This window comes from Anabaena sp. FACHB-595, assembly GCF_048568275.1.
In the GTDB taxonomy this organism is placed as follows: domain Bacteria; phylum Cyanobacteriota; class Cyanobacteriia; order Cyanobacteriales; family Nostocaceae; genus Trichormus.
In genome coordinates this window covers 4,782,168-4,798,784 of the sequence record NZ_CP183473.1, presented here as the reverse complement: position 1 = coordinate 4,798,784, position 16,617 = coordinate 4,782,168, and the positions used below count along the sequence as shown (strand labels likewise).

19 protein-coding genes are annotated in these 16,617 nt (G+C 41.2%); 15 read left to right on the top strand and 4 right to left on the bottom strand.

Features of this window, described 5'->3' with window-relative positions:
• Window positions 1–23 precede the first annotated feature (23 nt).
• The 3 genes from ACN222_RS19925 to ACN222_RS19915 all read left to right on the top strand — a co-directional run bounded on the left by ACN222_RS19925 (window position 24) and on the right by ACN222_RS19915 (window position 4,242).
• A complete protein-coding gene (locus tag ACN222_RS19925; RefSeq protein ID WP_199315741.1) occupies window positions 24–1,808 on the top strand; it encodes an ATP-binding protein in 1,785 nt (594 codons plus the stop codon).
• 158 nt (window positions 1,809–1,966) lie between these two features.
• On the top strand, window positions 1,967–2,662 hold the full coding sequence (locus tag ACN222_RS19920) for a hypothetical protein (protein WP_010998125.1): 696 nt from the start codon (window positions 1,967–1,969) through the stop codon (window positions 2,660–2,662).
• A gap of 335 nt (window positions 2,663–2,997) precedes the next feature.
• A complete protein-coding gene (locus tag ACN222_RS19915) occupies window positions 2,998–4,242 on the top strand; it encodes an S-layer homology domain-containing protein (RefSeq protein WP_044522039.1) in 1,245 nt (414 codons plus the stop codon).
• A gap of 48 nt (window positions 4,243–4,290) precedes the next feature.
• On the opposite strand, the gene ACN222_RS19910 is transcribed toward ACN222_RS19915, so the two are convergent.
• Window positions 4,291–5,655, bottom strand: coding sequence for a GAF domain-containing sensor histidine kinase (locus tag ACN222_RS19910; protein WP_010998123.1), 1,365 nt, complete (start codon window positions 5,653–5,655; stop codon window positions 4,291–4,293).
• Between the two features lie 280 nt (window positions 5,656–5,935).
• Between ACN222_RS19910 and ACN222_RS19905 the strand changes: the two genes are divergently transcribed.
• Window positions 5,936–6,253: a DUF3155 domain-containing protein gene (locus ACN222_RS19905; RefSeq protein WP_011318525.1), complete on the top strand. Its 318-nt coding sequence runs from the start codon at window positions 5,936–5,938 to the stop codon at window positions 6,251–6,253.
• Window positions 6,254–6,755: 502 nt separating this feature from the next.
• On the opposite strand, the gene ACN222_RS19900 is transcribed toward ACN222_RS19905, so the two are convergent.
• Entirely contained in the window at window positions 6,756–7,286 is a 531-nt protein-coding gene (locus ACN222_RS19900; protein WP_010998121.1) for a cofactor assembly of complex C subunit B, read from the bottom strand.
• A gap of 52 nt (window positions 7,287–7,338) precedes the next feature.
• Window positions 7,339–7,686: a PadR family transcriptional regulator gene (locus ACN222_RS19895; RefSeq protein WP_010998120.1), complete on the bottom strand. Its 348-nt coding sequence runs from the start codon at window positions 7,684–7,686 to the stop codon at window positions 7,339–7,341.
• A gap of 800 nt (window positions 7,687–8,486) precedes the next feature.
• On the opposite strand from ACN222_RS19895, the gene ACN222_RS19890 reads away from it, so the two are divergent.
• The 9 genes from ACN222_RS19890 (at window position 8,487) to rpsN (ending at window position 15,060) form a co-directional block, all read left to right on the top strand.
• Window positions 8,487–9,065 (top strand): DUF3611 family protein, encoded by a 579-nt coding sequence (locus ACN222_RS19890; protein WP_011318527.1) that lies wholly within the window; start codon window positions 8,487–8,489, stop codon window positions 9,063–9,065.
• Between the two features lie 100 nt (window positions 9,066–9,165).
• A complete protein-coding gene (gene serS / locus ACN222_RS19885) occupies window positions 9,166–10,446 on the top strand; it encodes a serine--tRNA ligase (RefSeq protein WP_010998117.1) in 1,281 nt (426 codons plus the stop codon).
• Between the two features lie 153 nt (window positions 10,447–10,599).
• Window positions 10,600–11,802 carry a hypothetical protein gene (locus ACN222_RS19880; protein ID WP_044522029.1) on the top strand — a complete coding sequence of 401 codons (1,203 nt, stop codon included), beginning with the start codon at window positions 10,600–10,602 and terminating at the stop codon, window positions 11,800–11,802.
• Between the two features lie 172 nt (window positions 11,803–11,974).
• Complete coding sequence (locus ACN222_RS19875) at window positions 11,975–12,148, top strand: type II toxin-antitoxin system Phd/YefM family antitoxin (RefSeq protein WP_010998115.1); 174 nt, start codon at window positions 11,975–11,977, stop codon at window positions 12,146–12,148.
• 38 nt (window positions 12,149–12,186) lie between these two features.
• Window positions 12,187–12,408, top strand: a complete 222-nt coding sequence (locus ACN222_RS19870; RefSeq protein ID WP_010998114.1) for a hypothetical protein — start codon at window positions 12,187–12,189, stop codon at window positions 12,406–12,408.
• On the top strand, window positions 12,396–12,797 hold the full coding sequence (locus ACN222_RS19865) for a type II toxin-antitoxin system VapC family toxin (protein WP_010998113.1): 402 nt from the start codon (window positions 12,396–12,398) through the stop codon (window positions 12,795–12,797). The genes ACN222_RS19870 and ACN222_RS19865 overlap by 13 nt, the downstream gene beginning before the upstream one ends.
• A 120-nt stretch (window positions 12,798–12,917) precedes the next feature.
• Window positions 12,918–14,012: an RIP metalloprotease RseP gene (rseP, locus tag ACN222_RS19860; protein WP_010998112.1), complete on the top strand. Its 1,095-nt coding sequence runs from the start codon at window positions 12,918–12,920 to the stop codon at window positions 14,010–14,012.
• Complete coding sequence (gene nth / locus ACN222_RS19855; protein ID WP_010998111.1) at window positions 14,009–14,680, top strand: endonuclease III; 672 nt, start codon at window positions 14,009–14,011, stop codon at window positions 14,678–14,680. The genes rseP and nth overlap by 4 nt, the downstream gene beginning before the upstream one ends.
• A gap of 77 nt (window positions 14,681–14,757) precedes the next feature.
• The gene (gene rpsN, locus ACN222_RS19850; protein WP_010998110.1) at window positions 14,758–15,060 is read left to right on the top strand and encodes a 30S ribosomal protein S14; all 303 of its coding nucleotides are present in this window, start codon (window positions 14,758–14,760) and stop codon (window positions 15,058–15,060) included.
• 126 nt (window positions 15,061–15,186) lie between these two features.
• On the opposite strand, the gene ACN222_RS19845 is transcribed toward rpsN, so the two are convergent.
• The gene (locus ACN222_RS19845; protein WP_010998109.1) at window positions 15,187–15,516 is read right to left on the bottom strand and encodes a hypothetical protein; all 330 of its coding nucleotides are present in this window, start codon (window positions 15,514–15,516) and stop codon (window positions 15,187–15,189) included.
• Window positions 15,517–15,623: 107 nt separating this feature from the next.
• Between ACN222_RS19845 and aat the strand changes: the two genes are divergently transcribed.
• Window positions 15,624–16,199: a leucyl/phenylalanyl-tRNA--protein transferase gene (gene aat / locus ACN222_RS19840; RefSeq protein ID WP_010998108.1), complete on the top strand. Its 576-nt coding sequence runs from the start codon at window positions 15,624–15,626 to the stop codon at window positions 16,197–16,199.
• Between the two features lie 163 nt (window positions 16,200–16,362).
• Window positions 16,363–16,602 carry a hypothetical protein gene (locus ACN222_RS19835; protein ID WP_044522014.1) on the top strand — a complete coding sequence of 80 codons (240 nt, stop codon included), beginning with the start codon at window positions 16,363–16,365 and terminating at the stop codon, window positions 16,600–16,602.
• Window positions 16,603–16,617: the final 15 nt, after the last annotated feature.

Here is a 16,617-nt window from a genome sequence, read left to right as displayed (position 1 = left end):
CCCCGTTTTCTAAACGGGGGAGGATGTCAACCTATCGCCAAGCATTTGCAGGCATCAGCTCCCGTTTTGAAGCACCCTATGGACATCGCGTTTATGAAGTCCATGTTTTACCTGTGAGGAATGATGATGGTGAGATTTTTGCGGGAATGACCATTACCCAGGAAATCACAGAGCGTAAACAATCTGAATTGGCTTTGCAAAATGCCCTACAGCTTTTAAATCTACACATAGATACTACTCCTTTGGCAGTAGTGCAGTGGGATTGCCACTTGTGCGTTACCCGTTGGTCATCGGCTGCTGAAAAAATCTTTGGCTGGCTGGCAGAAGAAGTAATAGGAAAATACATTCAAGATTTGCATATAGTTTATGAGGAAGATATGACAGCAGTCGCAGAGGTGAGCGATCGCCTCCTCAGTGGCCAAGAAGCGCAAATTATCCAATACAATCGCAACTATACCAAAGATGGCAGAGTCATTTATTGCGAATGGTACAACTCCAGCATTACTAATGAAGAAGGTAGTGTTACCTCTGTGCTATCACTAGTGTTAGATGTAACAGAGCGCATACAAGCAGAAAAAGCACTACGCCAAAGCGAATTAATGGTAACTGAAGAGCGGGCGCAAGCTTTAGAACGAGAACGGGCAGCTCGTATAGAACTGGAAAGAGCCAGTCGTATGAAAGATGAATTTTTAGCGATAGTTTCCCATGAATTGCGATCGCCCCTCAATGGTATTTTAGGCTGGTCGCGCCTGCTCCGCACCCGCAAACTGTCACCAGAAAAGATTGAACAAGCTTTAGAATCCATTGAGCGCAATGCTCAAGCCCAAACTCAATTAATTGAAGACTTACTCGATATTTCCCGGATTATTCGCGGTAACATTCGCTTGCTTGTGCGCCCCACAAAATTGATTCCGGTAATTCAAGCCGCACTAGATACCGTCCGCCCAATTGCCAATACCAAATCAATCCAAATTATATCTCGCCTGAATTTTGATATTGGTTTAGTTTCTGCCGACCCAGAACGTTTACAGCAAGTGATTTGGAACCTACTTTCCAATGCAGTCAAGTTTACTCCTGAAGGTGGACGGGTAGAAATTTGCCTAGAACAAGTAGAGACTAATGTGCAGATTCAGGTAATTGACACAGGTACAGGCATCAGTCCTGAGTTTTTGCCTTATGTGTTTGACCGTTTCCGCCAAGCAGATGCTACCACAACCAGAAATCAAGGAGGACTGGGTTTAGGTCTGGCGATCGTGCGTAATCTCGTTGAGCTTCACAATGGTAAAGTATCAGTTGCTAGCCCAGGAGAAGGACAAGGAGCCACATTTACAGTCCAACTACCACTTTTAGCAACTTACTCCACACTCACCCCAGAAGAACCCTTGATTCAACGACAGACAGCCTGGGATACTAAAGTCCAAATCAAAGGACTAAAAATCTTAGCAGTTGATGATGAACCAGATACTAGAGAATTTCTCAAAACTGCCTTAGAGCAATACGGAGCAATTGTAACAACCGCAGCCTCCACCCGTGAAGCCTTAAAACTGTTGCAATTAGTGAAGCCTGATGTGCTATTAAGTGATATTGGGATGCCTAATGAAGATGGCTACGCTCTCATTCGGCAAATTCGAGCGCTATCATCAGAACAAGGGGGAAATGTCCCAGCCGCCGCCCTTACCGCTTACACCAGACAAAGCGATCGCCTCCAAGCCCTAACCGCCGGATTTCAAATTCATATATCCAAACCAATTGAGCCAATCCAGTTATTAAAAATTGTTGCTACCCTGGCTGGCAACAACTCGAATTAAAAGGAAGCAGGAGAGGAAATGAATTCAGCCCACAAAATTCAAACTTAATAACCCCCCACTCCTGGGGAATATGCCCAAAGAACGGTTTAAACAGAGTAAGAAACAATCTCAGTAAAACCTCGTCAAGAAATACATAATTGCAGAAACCCGAAACTATTATGACTCGCTTGAATCACTGGAAATCTGGAGCCGCCGCACTCATGGCATTAACAGTCACAACAGGAACTGTTGCCCCCATGATTGCCTTTGCTCCGGCTGCTAATGCCCAATTTATTGGTCAAACTCGGAGAGTTTCTATTCCTGCTGGAGTCACTTTTCCTGTTACCTACGATAAAGAGCAAGTAGTTGTTAGTCGTGGAGAAACTATATCTTTAACTCTAAAAATCGCTAACAATATTATTGACAATAACAGGAACGTTTTGATTCCTGCGGGAACTGAAGTTGTGGGACAACTAGAACCCGTATATTTCAATGGTAATTTCTCCCAAGACAGAAACGACCAAAGTAATGTCAGAGGTGTAAGGTTTGTCGCCAGAGAATTAATATTTCCTTCTGGTAATAGACAGTCAATCAGCGCCAATTCTCAAACTGTTACTAGACTAGAAAAAATCAGCAGAAATGACTCTGGCAAAATATTAACCGATGCTGCTATTGGTGCAGGTGCTGCCACAGCAATTTCTTTGATTACAGGTAATCGCCGAATTGAAATTTTAGAACCTGTAGGTGGTGCAGCAGCAGGCGCTTTAGCTAGTGTATTATTACGCAAGAAAGAAGCTGAAGTCTTTGTGGTTCGTCCCCAACAAGATTTGCGACTAGCCCTTAGTTCTAACCTGACAGTGGATGTTTTCCGCTAGTAAGTTTCCCGAAGATTCAGCAGTGAATTTTATCATTTCTCTTTCAGCGATCGCCCCTGGAAATATATGTAGGCGATCGCTGAATTTTTTTCTACCAAAATTCATTTTTCAGCTATATCAACCGCCAAATAAATGAAGATATAGGCTAGCTAATCATCAATCATCAGTAATAGCACTATTCCTGAATTTCTAATACTTATGATATATGTATTTTGATTATTTTCACTTGTGATAACCTCATCCATTTTTATACAGAAAAAAGGAACTTTTTAGTTATTAATACGGTCTAAATAATTAACAAGACGAATAAATAATTGAGTAGGTCAAGAAAGTCTATGTTTAATTTAACTCGTTGGCAATCTGGTACATCTGCGCTCATGGCTTTGAGCATCACAGCAGGAACTGTGGCACCTTTTTTAGTAGTATCTCCATCTTTTGCTCAAACTACTTTTTCTGATGTTTCCTCGAACTACTGGGCTGCACAGTTTATTCAACAATTGTCACAGCGAGGCATCATTGCTGGTTTCCCTGATGGTTCATTCCGTCCAGAAGAACCAGTAACTCGCGCTCAATTTGCGGCGATGGTCAATAAAGCTTTCCAAAAAGCACCAGAACGGCAAGCAATTAATTTTGTTGATGTCCCCAGTAACTATTGGGCATCTAGCGCCATTCGGCAAGCTTATACCATCGGTTTCCTCTCAGGATACCCTGGCAATCGTTTTGAGCCTAACCAAGCTATTCCCCGCCAGCAGGTTTTGGTTTCCCTGGCGAACGGTCTGGAATATATTCCCAGTGGTAACGTTGACAGTACTCTGCAATACTTTAACGACGCTGTTAACATTGCCGGCTATGCTCGTAGTCCCATAGCCGCCGCCACTGAGCAGAAAATTGTGGTGAATTATCCCAACGTCAACTTTTTAAATCCCACAGCAACAGCTACAAGGGCGCAGGTAGCAGCTTTTATCTACCAAGCATTAGTTAGTTCTAATCAAGCCTCAGCACTCACCTCACCCTATATTGTGGCTACTCAAGCTAATATTCCCAGAACACCTACTGCTGTCACCATTCCTCAAGGGACTGTGATTCCTGTGAAGTACGACAAGGCAGAGAAAATCCTCGTAACAAAGGATGAAACTGCTCCTTTGACCCTTACTGTAGACGAAAACGTAGTTACTCAAGCGGGTACTGTGGTAATTCCGGCTGGTAGCCAGGTAGTCGGGGAACTGAAGCCAGTTCAAGGCGGTTCCCAATTCGTGGCTCAAAAACTCGTTTTAACTACAGGTCAAGAGTATCAACTGAATGCAACTTCAGAAGTCATTAACAAAACCGAAACCGTCAGAAAGGGTGCTAGCACCGGCACAATTATTAAGAATACCGTCCTGGGTGCAAGTGCCGCCGCCGCCGTCTCTGCTGTCACAGGCGATCGCGCGATCGCTACTGAAGAAGTTTTAGGCGGTGCGGCCATTGGTGGATTAATCAGCTTGTTTTTCGGCAGAAATAGTGTTGACTTAATCGCTATCGACCCAGACACCGATTTACAAATGACCATTAACCAAAATCTACTGGTTTCATTAAGATAGTCAACCCCTGCTGGTAATTCCCAATTAATAACAACACTAATTTATTAATTACGAATTACTTTGACTCATCGGTAACCAAATAATAAACGTCGTTCCTGGTGTATTGGGTGAGGTTAATTTAGAGTTAATTGCCGGGCTGAAAATTTCAATTTCGCCCTGCATTTGCTCAATTAATTGTTTAGCGATCGCTAATCCTAAGCCTGTGCCAGGAATTTCTGTTTGGGCTTGTACGCCTCGGTAATGTCTTTCACCTAAATGGACTAAATCTTCTTGAGGAATACCAGGGCCATTATCACTAATCGCAATGCCTTGGAAGTTCAGTTTTTCTTGCCCGGCTTGAATATAAATCTTGCCACCTTGGGGTGTGTATTTTAAAGCATTATCAATGATATTACTCAACACTTCTTGCAAAGCTTTAATATTTACCCTGACTAATGGCAAATCTTGAGAAATATCTGCTTTTAACTTGATATGTCTGTCTTGGGCGATCGCTTTGGCTGACATGAGTAATGGTGTTAATAAATCAACTACAGCACAATCAGTTAATTGCTCTCCCGTCCCCGGTAATAATAGCGCTGGTTTGGCTTCTTTTTGGACAGTGGCTTCGACAAATCCCTCTTTTTCTGGTAACACTAGCCTAGATAAATCTGCCTCTGTCCAATCAATAACTTGCTCAAACTTTTGTAGCAATTCCTTGAGGCGATCGCTCTCCCTGACAATATTCTCGCCCACATCTCGATTTGGATCACCAGGGCGCAATCTTTTCAAGAGAAGTTTACCAAAAGTCCGTAAGGCAGTTAAGGGATTACGAAACTGATGCAATAAATTATCAAGTAAATCTTGCTGTTGTTCTTGCAGAATTTGTTGTTGATGCAGTTGGTGTTGCAACCATGCTCGACGCTGATCCAAAATACAAGCGATCGCCAATGTTTGTCCGACTTTCTCCACTTGACTTTGCTCTTGTTCGTTCCAGGGGCGATCGGCTCTGCTTGTTACCAATAATCCCATCATTACGCCCTCATGCACCAGAGGTAAGACTATTTGGCGTTCATCTAACAAGTAATCATCACCAAAAGGCGATGACGTTCCACCTACTGTAGGCGCTCTCCCCGACTCTGGTGTTTCTTCGGCTGGCGCTACAGTCAATAACTTTCCCTGTTTTTGAGGTAGCAACAGTACCTCACCCACTTGTAATTGTTTACGTGCATTCACCTCAGCAAGCTCTTCTCCTGGTAGTATAACTGCCGTCTCTGGGTAAACAACCACAGGAATCAGTTTCGCCTCCCCCGTTGGCGACTCTATCAATTCTTGGGTTAGATAAACTACACTTAAAGAAGCTCCTAGCCCTTGGGTAAGTAGTGCTATTTGCTCTCGACATAGAGCCACAAAATCTGAACTGGCAGACATTAACATTTTTCAGCTCTTGCTCAGGATCACGGTTTTTGAGGGAAGATAAGAGAAGATACTTTATTTTCCTCAGTTATTTAATAAAGCTTAACTAAATCTTTCGAGTAATGGTTTTTCTCAAGGAGTGATGTACTAATTAGCTTTTGATTTATCTACCGTCAATAGTAATATCTTTGTTGTATCTAAAGTTTAAAAACTATTGATCTTTTGAACTAGAACTTATATAATTACGACGGATTTTGTAGCTATCACTACAATCTATAGCTTGAAAGAGGAGGAAAATAGGTTGGCAAGGAGACGTAAAAGAAAAAGTCGTCGTCGCCAGGAAGGACGACGTATTTTAGAACACGTACCTCAATACAGCATCGAAAGCGGTGAAGAGAAACCCGTGACAGCAGCCAGAAAATTTATTCAAGCTGAAGGTATCTTGCCACCGGCGTTGCTACTCGTAAAGCGAAACGAACACACTACAGACCGTTATTTTTGGGCAGAGAAAGGGCTGTTTGGCGCTCAATACGTCGAGGAAAATCATTTCTTGTTTCCCAGCCTGCGGGTACTTGAATCTCCCGCAGGGGCAGAACCAGTGGCGGTAGGCAGTCGCTGATTCATCGATGATAATCTTACGTGTTGAATACAGCTTCTGACAATCATTTAACTGGCAAAAGTGTGCAGTTTATGCAAAATTTCCATTTTTTTTAAGTTTGTCACTAATTTGCCAGTAGAACTAGTCCAAGTAATTGGAAAATTGACTCTCAACAGACCAATTTGGTTTGCCTGGGTTGATTGCTGGTCTCATGATGCAGAAGAGTATCAGGATAGAGCAAAAAACACCCAGAAGCGAGAGTTGAACTTTACTTTCCTCCTGTGGATTGTTCAGAAAACTCTGTCAAGATACACGCTTTTCCCTGCGATTTGCATTCGTAGGGAAAAATAACACTAGTACAAAAGACAATAGGTAAAAAGCAAAGGGCAAAACATAGAGTGATATCAATTCAAAATTTTGCAGGATTGATGTTGCTTTGTGTCTAATTGTGCTACTTAGTACTAGTGATTATCCCGATTTAAAAAATCGACATACAGTTTGCATCTACACACTCAATTACCAACTATTCATTAGGCTTTAAAGGTAGTGCTTTTTGTAGCTCAAGTATTTCATCACGATGAGCAACAACAGTAATTTTACTAAACAATTGCGGCTGATTAGCCACAGATTCTAGTTTCAGCACAACTTTTTCTAGCCTACCTGCTTTTTTCCAATAAAAAATTCCACTCAAAGGCGCAAATAATACCAATCCCAGAAAAATATTACCGAATCTAGGGAACAACAAAGCGAAAACCAAAGACAAACACACTAGACCAGCAGATGCTAGCAGCGTGAGAAACACTGCTAAAAATATGCTGGGTTTCACGAACCCTTCAAAAGTCACTTGGTTTTTTTCATGGTCTACTTCTGCCACTCGGTAAGACCGAGAGCGAAAATACTCTTGTAGTTGCGGCATTAAAACGGTTTCTTCTTGCTCGGAAATCAATTGAGCCATTTCTGTACGGTCTTTAGTAGATGCCCGAATGAAGAAGAGCAAACCAACCGCCAGTAACAAGGTGAGTAAGAACGTTGATGGCAGAATAGCAGTATCCATAACTAATTATTAATTTTTCACAGGAGGAGATTTATTCATTATTAATTATTGGTTAATTTGTCCTCACATAAATGTAATTTTGCCAAAGCCGGGCTAAATCTTCCGCTTGATGTTGCCATTCTGGAGAAACTTGGTACATTCGCCTGGGGCGACCTCGCCCTTCCAACTTCTTCCAATACCCAGTAATTGCCCTATTGTCTTCCAGAAATTTGATGGCACTATAAAGTACAGTATCTGAGAGCCGATAGGTAGGGTGTTCAGTTTCTAGTTGCTGAATTAATTCAGTTCCGTAGGATTCACCTTGTAGTAAAACATACAGAATGTAACAAATTGCTACTTCCTGGCAGAGGTAAGTTGGCGGAGGATTTTCAAAGAATTGATATATATCCTCAATTTTCATAAGTTCGTGGATGGCTAAAAGTATCCCTTAAGGTGAAAGCTAAAGGTTTTTCATCAGTATAGGGCGCTACTTGCAAATGTGTAAGTATATAGCGCTACCTGGGGAAAATTTACCCAGTGTAAACAAGTAATGATGAACTACCCTGTGAACAGTACAGGTCACAAGCAAAAGTTTGAGTAACGCAAAGAATTGCGCCTCTATCTAGCTCTAATTAGTGTTGTGAGGAGGTGCCTAGACAGTGGTTTTGTCACTATCTAGGTGTCAAGTAATGCCGAGCTGGTTTAGAACTGCTGAAACGTAAGATGCTATCGAAGAAATTTTACAGGTAAAATGCCGTTTTGTCTGTAACTCCGTAAAAGTTAATAAATAGTTTATTTGGTAATGATTACATTGCTGAAGGCAAATCTGTGTTTATCAAACTCTTACGCGAGTACGAATAAAAAAGCTACTAGGGGCTAAATAGAGAGTTTTATGCTTATGCAGCTAGCTTTACAGCCCCTCAGTTCACAGCATTGTTTACTCTTTTGGGTTTGCTAATTACAGTAAAAACCCACAAGCAAATATTAAAAATAACAGGGTGAGGAAGTATGAGGAAAATAACTTTTAAATAGTTTTTTCTTCCTCCGTAGACAGCACTTTTTTACACCAACGATTTACTGATAAAACAAGTGTGATTTTAAAAACTAACAAATCTTTGGCACAGCATGGCAGAAATAAAGATAGTATTTTAGAGCAGCACACAGCCAAGATTGTGGATGTTTTACTTGCATTTTGTACTAGCCAGTTGGTGAGCAAGCCGTATGTCACGAAATCCCGATGCTCCATCATCTTCTTCTAATCTCCGGACAATTGCCCAGACGTTCCGGATGACAGGCTGGATTAGCTTCTGGATTCAGCTAGTACTCGGCGTTATTTCTGGCATTATTGTGCTACTGTTTGGCATTTTTAGCCAGAGAGCAGGTAGCCCTAATAATAATCCGGGGACTGGCTTTGGGGTGTTTTTAGCGATTTGTGGATTGGTAGTGCTGGGTGGGGGTATTTATTTAGCCTTCCGTTACACCAGAATTGGTAATCAACTGCTATCCTCCAACCCCAGCAACCGACCTCGGAAAGTGGAGACAGTGCAAGTATTACGTTTAGGACTGTGGATAAATTTAGGCGGGACTTTGGTGACATTGTTGGGAGCGCAGGCGATCGTGGGTACACTAGTAGCTAGGTCAATATCTCCCCAAGCTGTCACTACCCAATTATTCGACCCTACCCGCATCATTAGTGGTCTAGATATGTTGGTAGTTCAGGCGAACATCAATACAGTCTCAGCCCACTTTGCTGGGCTGGTTAGCTCCCTGTGGCTACTCAATCGCATCAACAAATCTTAAACAAGATTTTTGTATTTGCCTTTCCTGGCATGGCAAGTCAAAATCAGTATATGCTGATGTGTTGGCAAGAAGATACTAGGCGAAAGATTGAGAAAAATTTGTGCTGGATATTAAGCAAATAAGGGAAAATCCCCAACTCATTCAGGAACGGTTGAATAGCCGCAATGGTACTTATGACATTCAACCCATATTACAGTTAGATAAGCAACAACGGGAGTTGGAAGCGACCCGCAGTCAAATCCAAGCCCGGAGTAACGAAATTGGTAAAATTGTCGGACAGAAGATTAAATCGGGTATTAATCCTCAAGACCCAGAAATTCAAGCTTTGCGGGATGAGGGGAACGCGATTAAAGCCCAATTGAGTGAACTAGAACCAAGAGAAAAAGAACTCAAAGCGGAAATTGAGCAACTTATACTCGCACTCCCTAATTTACCCAGTGACTCTACACCTATAGGTAAAGGTGAGGAAGAAAATGTAGAGGTAAGACTTTGGGGTGATGAATATCTACCCCAGAATCCGAATATTATCCCCCATTGGGAAATCGGCGAAAAGCTGGGGATTCTCAATTTTGAACGTGCTGTCAAAGTTGCCCAAAGTCGCTTTGTGAACTTGATAGGCGCTGGTGCAGCGTTGGAGCGGGCGTTAATTAACTTTATGCTGAAGATGCAAACCGCAGCTGGCTATATAGAAGTTAGTCCACCCTTGTTAGTCAATACCGATTCTTTAACAGGAACAGGTCAATTACCGAAGTTTGCAGAAGAAAGCTTTAAGTGTGCTGATGATGAATTGTGGTTAATTCCCACAGCAGAAGTTCCTGTTACTAACCTTTATCGCGGAGAAATCCTGGCGGCGGAAAATTTACCCATTTATCACTGTGCTTATACTCCCTGTTTTCGTCGGGAAGCAGGAAGTTATGGACGAGATATGCGGGGTTTAATTCGCCTGCATCAATTCAATAAAGTAGAGTTGGTAAAAGTCGTTCATCCCAGCACTTCTTTTGATGAATTAGAAAAATTGGTGGGGAATGCCGAAGCAATTTTACAGGCTTTAAAATTACCTTACCGGGTGATTAATCTTTGTACTGGTGATTTAGGTTTTGGGGCAACGAAAACCTATGATTTAGAAGTATGGCTACCATCTTCTGGTAAATATCGGGAAATTTCCAGTTGTTCTAATTGTTTTGATTTCCAAGCGCGGCGAGCCGATATTCGCTTTAAGGAAGCAGGTAAGAAAGGTACACAGTTTGTCCATACCCTCAACGGTTCTGGCTTGGCTGTAGGGCGCACAATGGCAGCTATTTTGGAAAATTATCAGCAACCAGATGGGACAATTTTGATACCGGAAGTATTGCAACCTTTCTTAGGGCGTGAAGTGTTGTAAGACTGATACAAAGCACTCTCAAGTTTTCAGATTTGGCATAATTTCTTACGAAGAATCTCCATATAATCACTTCTCTAAGAGTGGTTATATGGAGATATTGATACATTACAACCGTATACAGTTATAATTCCCAGCCATCATTAAATGCGGATTATGCTTAAACAAGATTACTTTGCAAATAGACTAGGCGATATTTATCAATACTCAAGAATACCGTATAAATGTGGTGAAGGTAAATCTGATCAAAATACAAAGTATTTTTGGGAGCTATGTATAGATGCTTCTGGAAATATCATTTTCGTATTACATGGAAAAGAACCTCTTCAGAATTTAGAAAATGGATCTCAAATTCAGTCTTTTTCTGGGATATCTAATGATGAAATATGGGAGATTGAATGTACCAATCTTCATTTTCTAGCTCAGACAGGAGAACTACCTAACAGACTAACTTCGTTCTATCTTCCAGATTACATTTTTTTAAAGAAAAAAGAGCAAGAAACTAAGCATTTAACTCTAGCAAAAGCTTATTTCAGTAATTTCATCTTTTCTCCGCTTGATTGCGAGCGAGGATTCTTTGTTAAGATTAAGGGGAAAGAACTATGCTTTCAGATGCTGGAGAATAATAAGCAACTTGTTGACCTAATTGATATTCAGAGAATAAACAATGCAATTCTTTCTCAAGTTAGCATTCCTATTAATAAATATGAAAATATTGATGCTATTAAAGAAGAAATTATATCGATAAGTTGGTTTTTAAGTTTTCTTGATCTAAATTTAAACTTCACTCCGTTGATTGAATATTATGCGGATAATGAAGTTATGCAGTATTCCATAGAAAATACAGTTAAGAATCCTTTTAGCAGAAATTATATCATTGATAATTTTCGTATTAATGGAGGTATACCAAAAGCATTTAATGATTGTTATGAAATTTACAAAGTCTTGCAACCAAAGATAGACATCAATACTTGTATTGGATTTTTAGCAGAAATAAACCAACAGAAATATATTGATCTTAAACTGGCAACAATGATCATGGCTTATGAGTATATTACATTCAAGTACTTATTGAATAAAGAATTAACTCAAGATAATATCGGAGACAATATTCAAAAGAAATTATATCAATTAAATAAGTATCTCCGTTTTATTCCCAGCGAAATGATGAAAGATAATTTGCGAGATTCAGTCCGCAATCCACTATTTCATCAAGGTAGAATTACCCTATTAACGTTAAGTGAAAAGATAGATTTATTCAAGAAATATTATGACTTACTGATACAAATTATTTTAAGAATTCTTAGTTATAATGGAGAGTATATTTCTAGAGTAACTCACAACCCTTCTCAACTTTAAAAACGCTACCCAACAAGTCTCTGCATCTTCACATTTGACTGAAAAAAATTAAGCCAAAGATAAACAATTTATGAATTTATACAAAACATCCGCGAAGTAACTGAAATGTACTTTAATAATTAGATTATGAAATTTTAAAATAGATGGTAGAGATTAATAGTAATGTTGACGGATGATGATTCCAATTAACGAAGCTCAAAAACAGTTACAGGATTTAATTGATTCCGTGAATCAGTCACATAAACCCATTGTTATTGCAGGAAAAAGTGGCAATGCAATTTTGTTATCCGAAGCAGACTGGTCATCTGTACAGGAAACCCTATATAAGCGATCGCCTAAACTATAATTTAAGAAAGCGCAAAGGTTAATAAAACCCTGATTGCCATGTTAAAAAGTTACGAAGCGATTTATGAAAATGGTCAAATAAAGTGGATATCAGAACAGCCTCAAGTTAATACTGCCCGTGTCATTGTTACCTTTATAGAAGAAACTTTACCATCAAAGAAACGCCGCACTGCCCCTGAATCTATTGCAGGCAAAGGTAAAACATTAGGGGATATTGTCAGTCCTATAGTTGATGAAGAAGACTGGGAATGTCTGAAGTAATAGTCCTCGATACTCATATTTGGTTCTGGTTGATTAATCAAGAATTTCAAAGATTTCCTACTCAGTGGAGAGAAGCTATCGAAACGGCTGAACAAGTAGGCATTTCGGTTATTTCTTGTTATGAAATTGCACTGGCACAGCAGCGAGGAAGGCTACAGTTACCCTGTGCCGCTAATCAATGGTTTCAGGAAGCTTTGCAGCCAGCAGATATTACATTATTTCCCTTAACTCCCGAAATTGTCTGCCGTGCTGTAGATTTATCTCCTATTCACAAAGATCCGTTTGACCGCCTGATTGTTGCTACTACATTGGAATATCAAGCAAAGTTAGCCAGTGTTGATAGTTTGTTCTCTCAGTATCCTGAACTTGATACTCATTTGATGAAGTAGTGGGCGCTCAGTCTAACTTAGGCATAGTTTCCTACTGTAGTATGCTTTGAGTCTCAGCATCGGTTTTCTAAACTACTACAATAAAAATATATATCGGAATATATTTGATTAATTTGCTCTATGTCAGTTTTAGCAGCGATCGCAGTCTTGGCGGTATTAATCTTGGTACACGAGTTGGGGCATTTTGTCGCAGCGCGTTCTCAAGGTATTCATGTGAACCGCTTTTCGTTAGGATTTGGGCCTGTTCTGTGGAAGTACCAAGGTGCGGAAACTGAGTATGCTATCAGGGCTTTTCCTTTGGGTGGATTTGTCGGCTTTCCCGATGATGACCCCGATAGCGATATTCCCCCCAATGACCCAAATTTGCTGCGTAACCGTCCCATTTTAGATCGGGCGATCGTTATCAGTGCAGGTGTCATCGCTAATTTAATTTTCGCTTATATGCTCCTATTAGCCCAGGTGGGCTTTGTTGGTATTGGACAAGCCAGTCAGCCAGGGGTTTCAATCCAACAGTTAGCACCAGAAGTGAGTGCTGTTGCTACCAACGCTGGACTGAAACCAGGAGATGTAATTCTCTCTGCTAATCAAAAAGAATTTGGCACTTCCCTACAAGAAATAGAAGCTTTAAGAGACATCATTAAAAATAGCCCTGGTAAGTCTATTCAACTCACAGTTGCCCGTGGAGACGAAAGGCTATCGGTTAATGTTATTCCCGAAGCAAAACCTGCCGGGGGAAGTATCGGTATTGGTCTGGCACCTAACGGCAAAGTAGAACGCCGTCCAGTTAGTCTCAGCAAAGCTTTTAGCGTTGGCGCTAGCGAATTTCAACGCATTGTCGTGATGACATTTAAAGGCTTTGGGCAACTAGTTACTAACTTTGGGGAAACAGCCAGCCAAGTTGCAGGCCCCATCAAAATTGTCGAAATTGGCGCTAACATTGCCCAAAACGATACAGGTAGTTTGTTCTTCTTTGCCGCTTTAATTAGCATCAACTTAGCAGTCATCAATATTCTGCCGCTCCCAGCTTTGGACGGTGGACAATTAGCGTTTTTACTCATTGAAGGTTTACGCGGTAAGCCCTTACCTAACCGCATTCAAGAAGGTGTAATGCAGACTGGTCTGGTGTTACTCTTAGGGCTGGGAATTTTTCTGATTGTGAAAGAAACCACCCAATTAACTACCCAATTGGAGTGGGTACAAAAATTGTTCCAGTGAGTACTACCACCCGCAAATCCCTTTCTAAAAAGCAACGGGCGTTAGAAATTCTCTCTCGCCTGAAGCGTCTTTATCCCGATGCCACTTGCTCCTTAAACTACACCACAACCGTGCAATTGCTGGTGGCAACAATTCTCTCAGCCCAGTGTACAGATGAGCGAGTCAATCTAGTTACACCAGCTTTATTTAGCCGCTTTCCTGATGCGCCTAGTCTAGCGAATGCTGATTTAACAGAGTTAGAAAACCTAGTACGCTCTACAGGGTTTTATCGTAATAAAGCCAAAAATATTCAAGCCGCCTGTCGCATGATTGTCAGTGAGTTTAACTCTGCGGTTCCCAACACAATGGAACAGTTGTTAAAACTCCCTGGTGTGGCGCGGAAGACCGCAAATGTGGTTTTAGCCCATGCTTATGGCATCAATGCAGGGGTAACAGTAGATACTCATGTCAAGCGCCTCAGTCAACGCCTCGGTTTAACTAAATATCCAGACCCCGTTCACATTGAACAGGATTTAATGAAGTTATTACCGCAACCAGATTGGGAAAATTGGTCAATTCGGCTAATTTATCATGGTCGCGCTGTCTGTAAAGCCCGTTCTCCTGTATGCGAGGCGTGCGAATTGGCGGATTTATGCCCATCTGCCACGAAAACAATTATTGTTGGCTAGACGGACAAAAATAGAGGCGATTCGCCTTTCATAAATGTAGAATGGAAAATGCTGTCTTTAAATTGTTGAATTAATTTATGGCAAAGAAGAGTATGATTGAGCGCGAGAAAAAACGCGCTAAGTTGGTAGAAAAGTATTCTGAAAAGCGAGAAGCTCTTTTAGAAGAGTTCAGAACTACAGAATCTCCCCTAGAGAAGTTAGAAATTCACCGACAAATCCAACAGCTACCCCGTAACAGTGCGCCTAATCGTCGCCGTAACCGTTGCTGGGTAACTGGTCGTCCTAGAGGTGTTTATCGTGACTTTGGGCTATCTCGGAACGTCCTGCGGGAATGGGCGCACGAAGGTCTTTTACCCGGAGTTGTTAAGTCTAGCTGGTAGTCAACGGTCAACAGTGAGATAGTGCGTTCCTGTCGCTTTGCGTCGGAAAGCAACTATCGAACCTGTAAGGGTCAACGGTCAACAGTTTCATACTATTGACTATGGACTCTTGACTATGGACTGGCTTTATTGCCCACAACAATGGTCTATACCTAGACTCTCTAAGAGTAGATCGCTGACGGCGTTGGCGATCGCAAACTCTCCATAAAAGCTTTTGGAAAAATCAAAGGCCTGCATCTCTGTGACGATAGCAATCACCAGAGAACCAAGGTCATTCTCGCCTTCCATTCTTTGGCGAACAAAGATTTGTGCTGCACGTTGAGCAATCTTTTGATTAACTGCTTCGGGAATAAATTCTGTATCTAGCCAGCGCAGCAAACAATCTTGCAACCATTGACCTTCGAGGTTAGGATTTGCGGCTGGCGGTAGGGTAATAGGTGGTATTGGTTGTGTCATCTGTTTTTTACCGCAGAGGAATATTATAGAGAGTGCAGAGGAGCGCCAAGCATGAGTAACAACATCAGAGCGCGTTCCTCTGATATTTTTTATTTTTAATTTTATCTATGCAATATGATATCGCCTCTATTATTCAAGGCTACGCTCAAGGCTATTTTCTCATGGCTGATGACAATGATTGCCTGGGATGGTATGGAAGCCGCGATCGCACTTTGATTCCCTTAGATGAGCGATTTCGCTATCCTAAGTCTTTACAGCGTGTTTTAAACCAAGAAAGGTTTACAGTAGCGATTAACCGTGATTTTGCAGCTGTAGTGGCTGGTTGTGCTAACCGAGAAAGCACTTGGATTTCTCAGGAATTGCAAGAAATTTATCGGCTACTATACCAGACGGGTTACGCCTACAGTTTTGAAACATGGCAAGGTGAAGAACTAGCAGGCGGGATTTTAGGTATTGTCATTGGCGGTGCTTTTATCGGTGAATCGATGTTTTACCGCATTCCCGAAGGCTCTAAAGTAGCGATGGTGAAATTAGTAGAAAGACTACGCCAAAGGGAATTTGTCATGTTTGACGCGCAAATGATGAATCCCCACCTAGAAAGATTCGGCGCTTACCGTATTAAAGATAAAGAATATAAAACCCTACTAGAAAAAGCACTACTAAGTCCTAGCACTCTAATTTAGCCGAACTGGAGACTGAAGAAAGCAGAGGGAGCAAGGGAAGTAAAGAAGAATTACTATGGACTATTGACCAATGACCAATGTACTTTTTTCTACGCTTTTGGGTGGATGAATGACTCTGTACGGTTAAGTAGAAATTAATTATAAACTTATGGAGTGTGAATCAATGACTACAGGTAATGGACATTCTCAGGAACCTATTAGCAACTTAGAGTATGACTTTCTGACTGTGTTGCAAAACAAGGCTGAAGCAGTCAGAGCTTATGAAACTTATATAGAAGATGCTCAAGCTGCTAACTCTCAACCTTGTGTAGATTTATTCCAAAAACTTCGTCAGTCTGAGATTGAGCAAGCACAAGAAATTCGTCATCATCTGCAAGAAGTTATGCAGCATGGTAAGATGTAACATTTAACGATGATA

Bases quoted from the DNA above. Each gene is read 5' to 3' on its own strand.
- rpsN (WP_010998110.1), top strand. From the start codon at position 14,758: ATGGCAAAGAAGAGTATGATTGAGCGCGAGAAAAAACGCGCTAAGTTG.
- ACN222_RS19845 (WP_010998109.1), bottom strand. From the start codon at position 15,516: ATGACACAACCAATACCACCTATTACCCTACCGCCAGCCGCAAATCCT.
- ACN222_RS19910 (WP_010998123.1), bottom strand. From the start codon at position 5,655: ATGTTAATGTCTGCCAGTTCAGATTTTGTGGCTCTATGTCGAGAGCAA.
- ACN222_RS19900 (WP_010998121.1), bottom strand. From the start codon at position 7,286: ATGGATACTGCTATTCTGCCATCAACGTTCTTACTCACCTTGTTACTG.
- ACN222_RS19865 (WP_010998113.1), top strand. From the start codon at position 12,396: ATGTCTGAAGTAATAGTCCTCGATACTCATATTTGGTTCTGGTTGATT.
- ACN222_RS19880 (WP_044522029.1), top strand. From the start codon at position 10,600: ATGCTTAAACAAGATTACTTTGCAAATAGACTAGGCGATATTTATCAA.
- ACN222_RS19925 (WP_199315741.1), top strand. From the start codon at position 24: ATGTCAACCTATCGCCAAGCATTTGCAGGCATCAGCTCCCGTTTTGAA.
- ACN222_RS19920 (WP_010998125.1), top strand. From the start codon at position 1,967: ATGACTCGCTTGAATCACTGGAAATCTGGAGCCGCCGCACTCATGGCA.
- aat (WP_010998108.1), top strand. From the start codon at position 15,624: ATGCAATATGATATCGCCTCTATTATTCAAGGCTACGCTCAAGGCTAT.
- ACN222_RS19875 (WP_010998115.1), top strand. From the start codon at position 11,975: ATGATGATTCCAATTAACGAAGCTCAAAAACAGTTACAGGATTTAATT.
- rseP (WP_010998112.1), top strand. From the start codon at position 12,918: ATGTCAGTTTTAGCAGCGATCGCAGTCTTGGCGGTATTAATCTTGGTA.
- ACN222_RS19835 (WP_044522014.1), top strand. From the start codon at position 16,363: ATGACTACAGGTAATGGACATTCTCAGGAACCTATTAGCAACTTAGAG.
- ACN222_RS19890 (WP_011318527.1), top strand. From the start codon at position 8,487: ATGTCACGAAATCCCGATGCTCCATCATCTTCTTCTAATCTCCGGACA.
- ACN222_RS19895 (WP_010998120.1), bottom strand. From the start codon at position 7,686: ATGAAAATTGAGGATATATATCAATTCTTTGAAAATCCTCCGCCAACT.
- ACN222_RS19870 (WP_010998114.1), top strand. From the start codon at position 12,187: ATGTTAAAAAGTTACGAAGCGATTTATGAAAATGGTCAAATAAAGTGG.
- ACN222_RS19915 (WP_044522039.1), top strand. From the start codon at position 2,998: ATGTTTAATTTAACTCGTTGGCAATCTGGTACATCTGCGCTCATGGCT.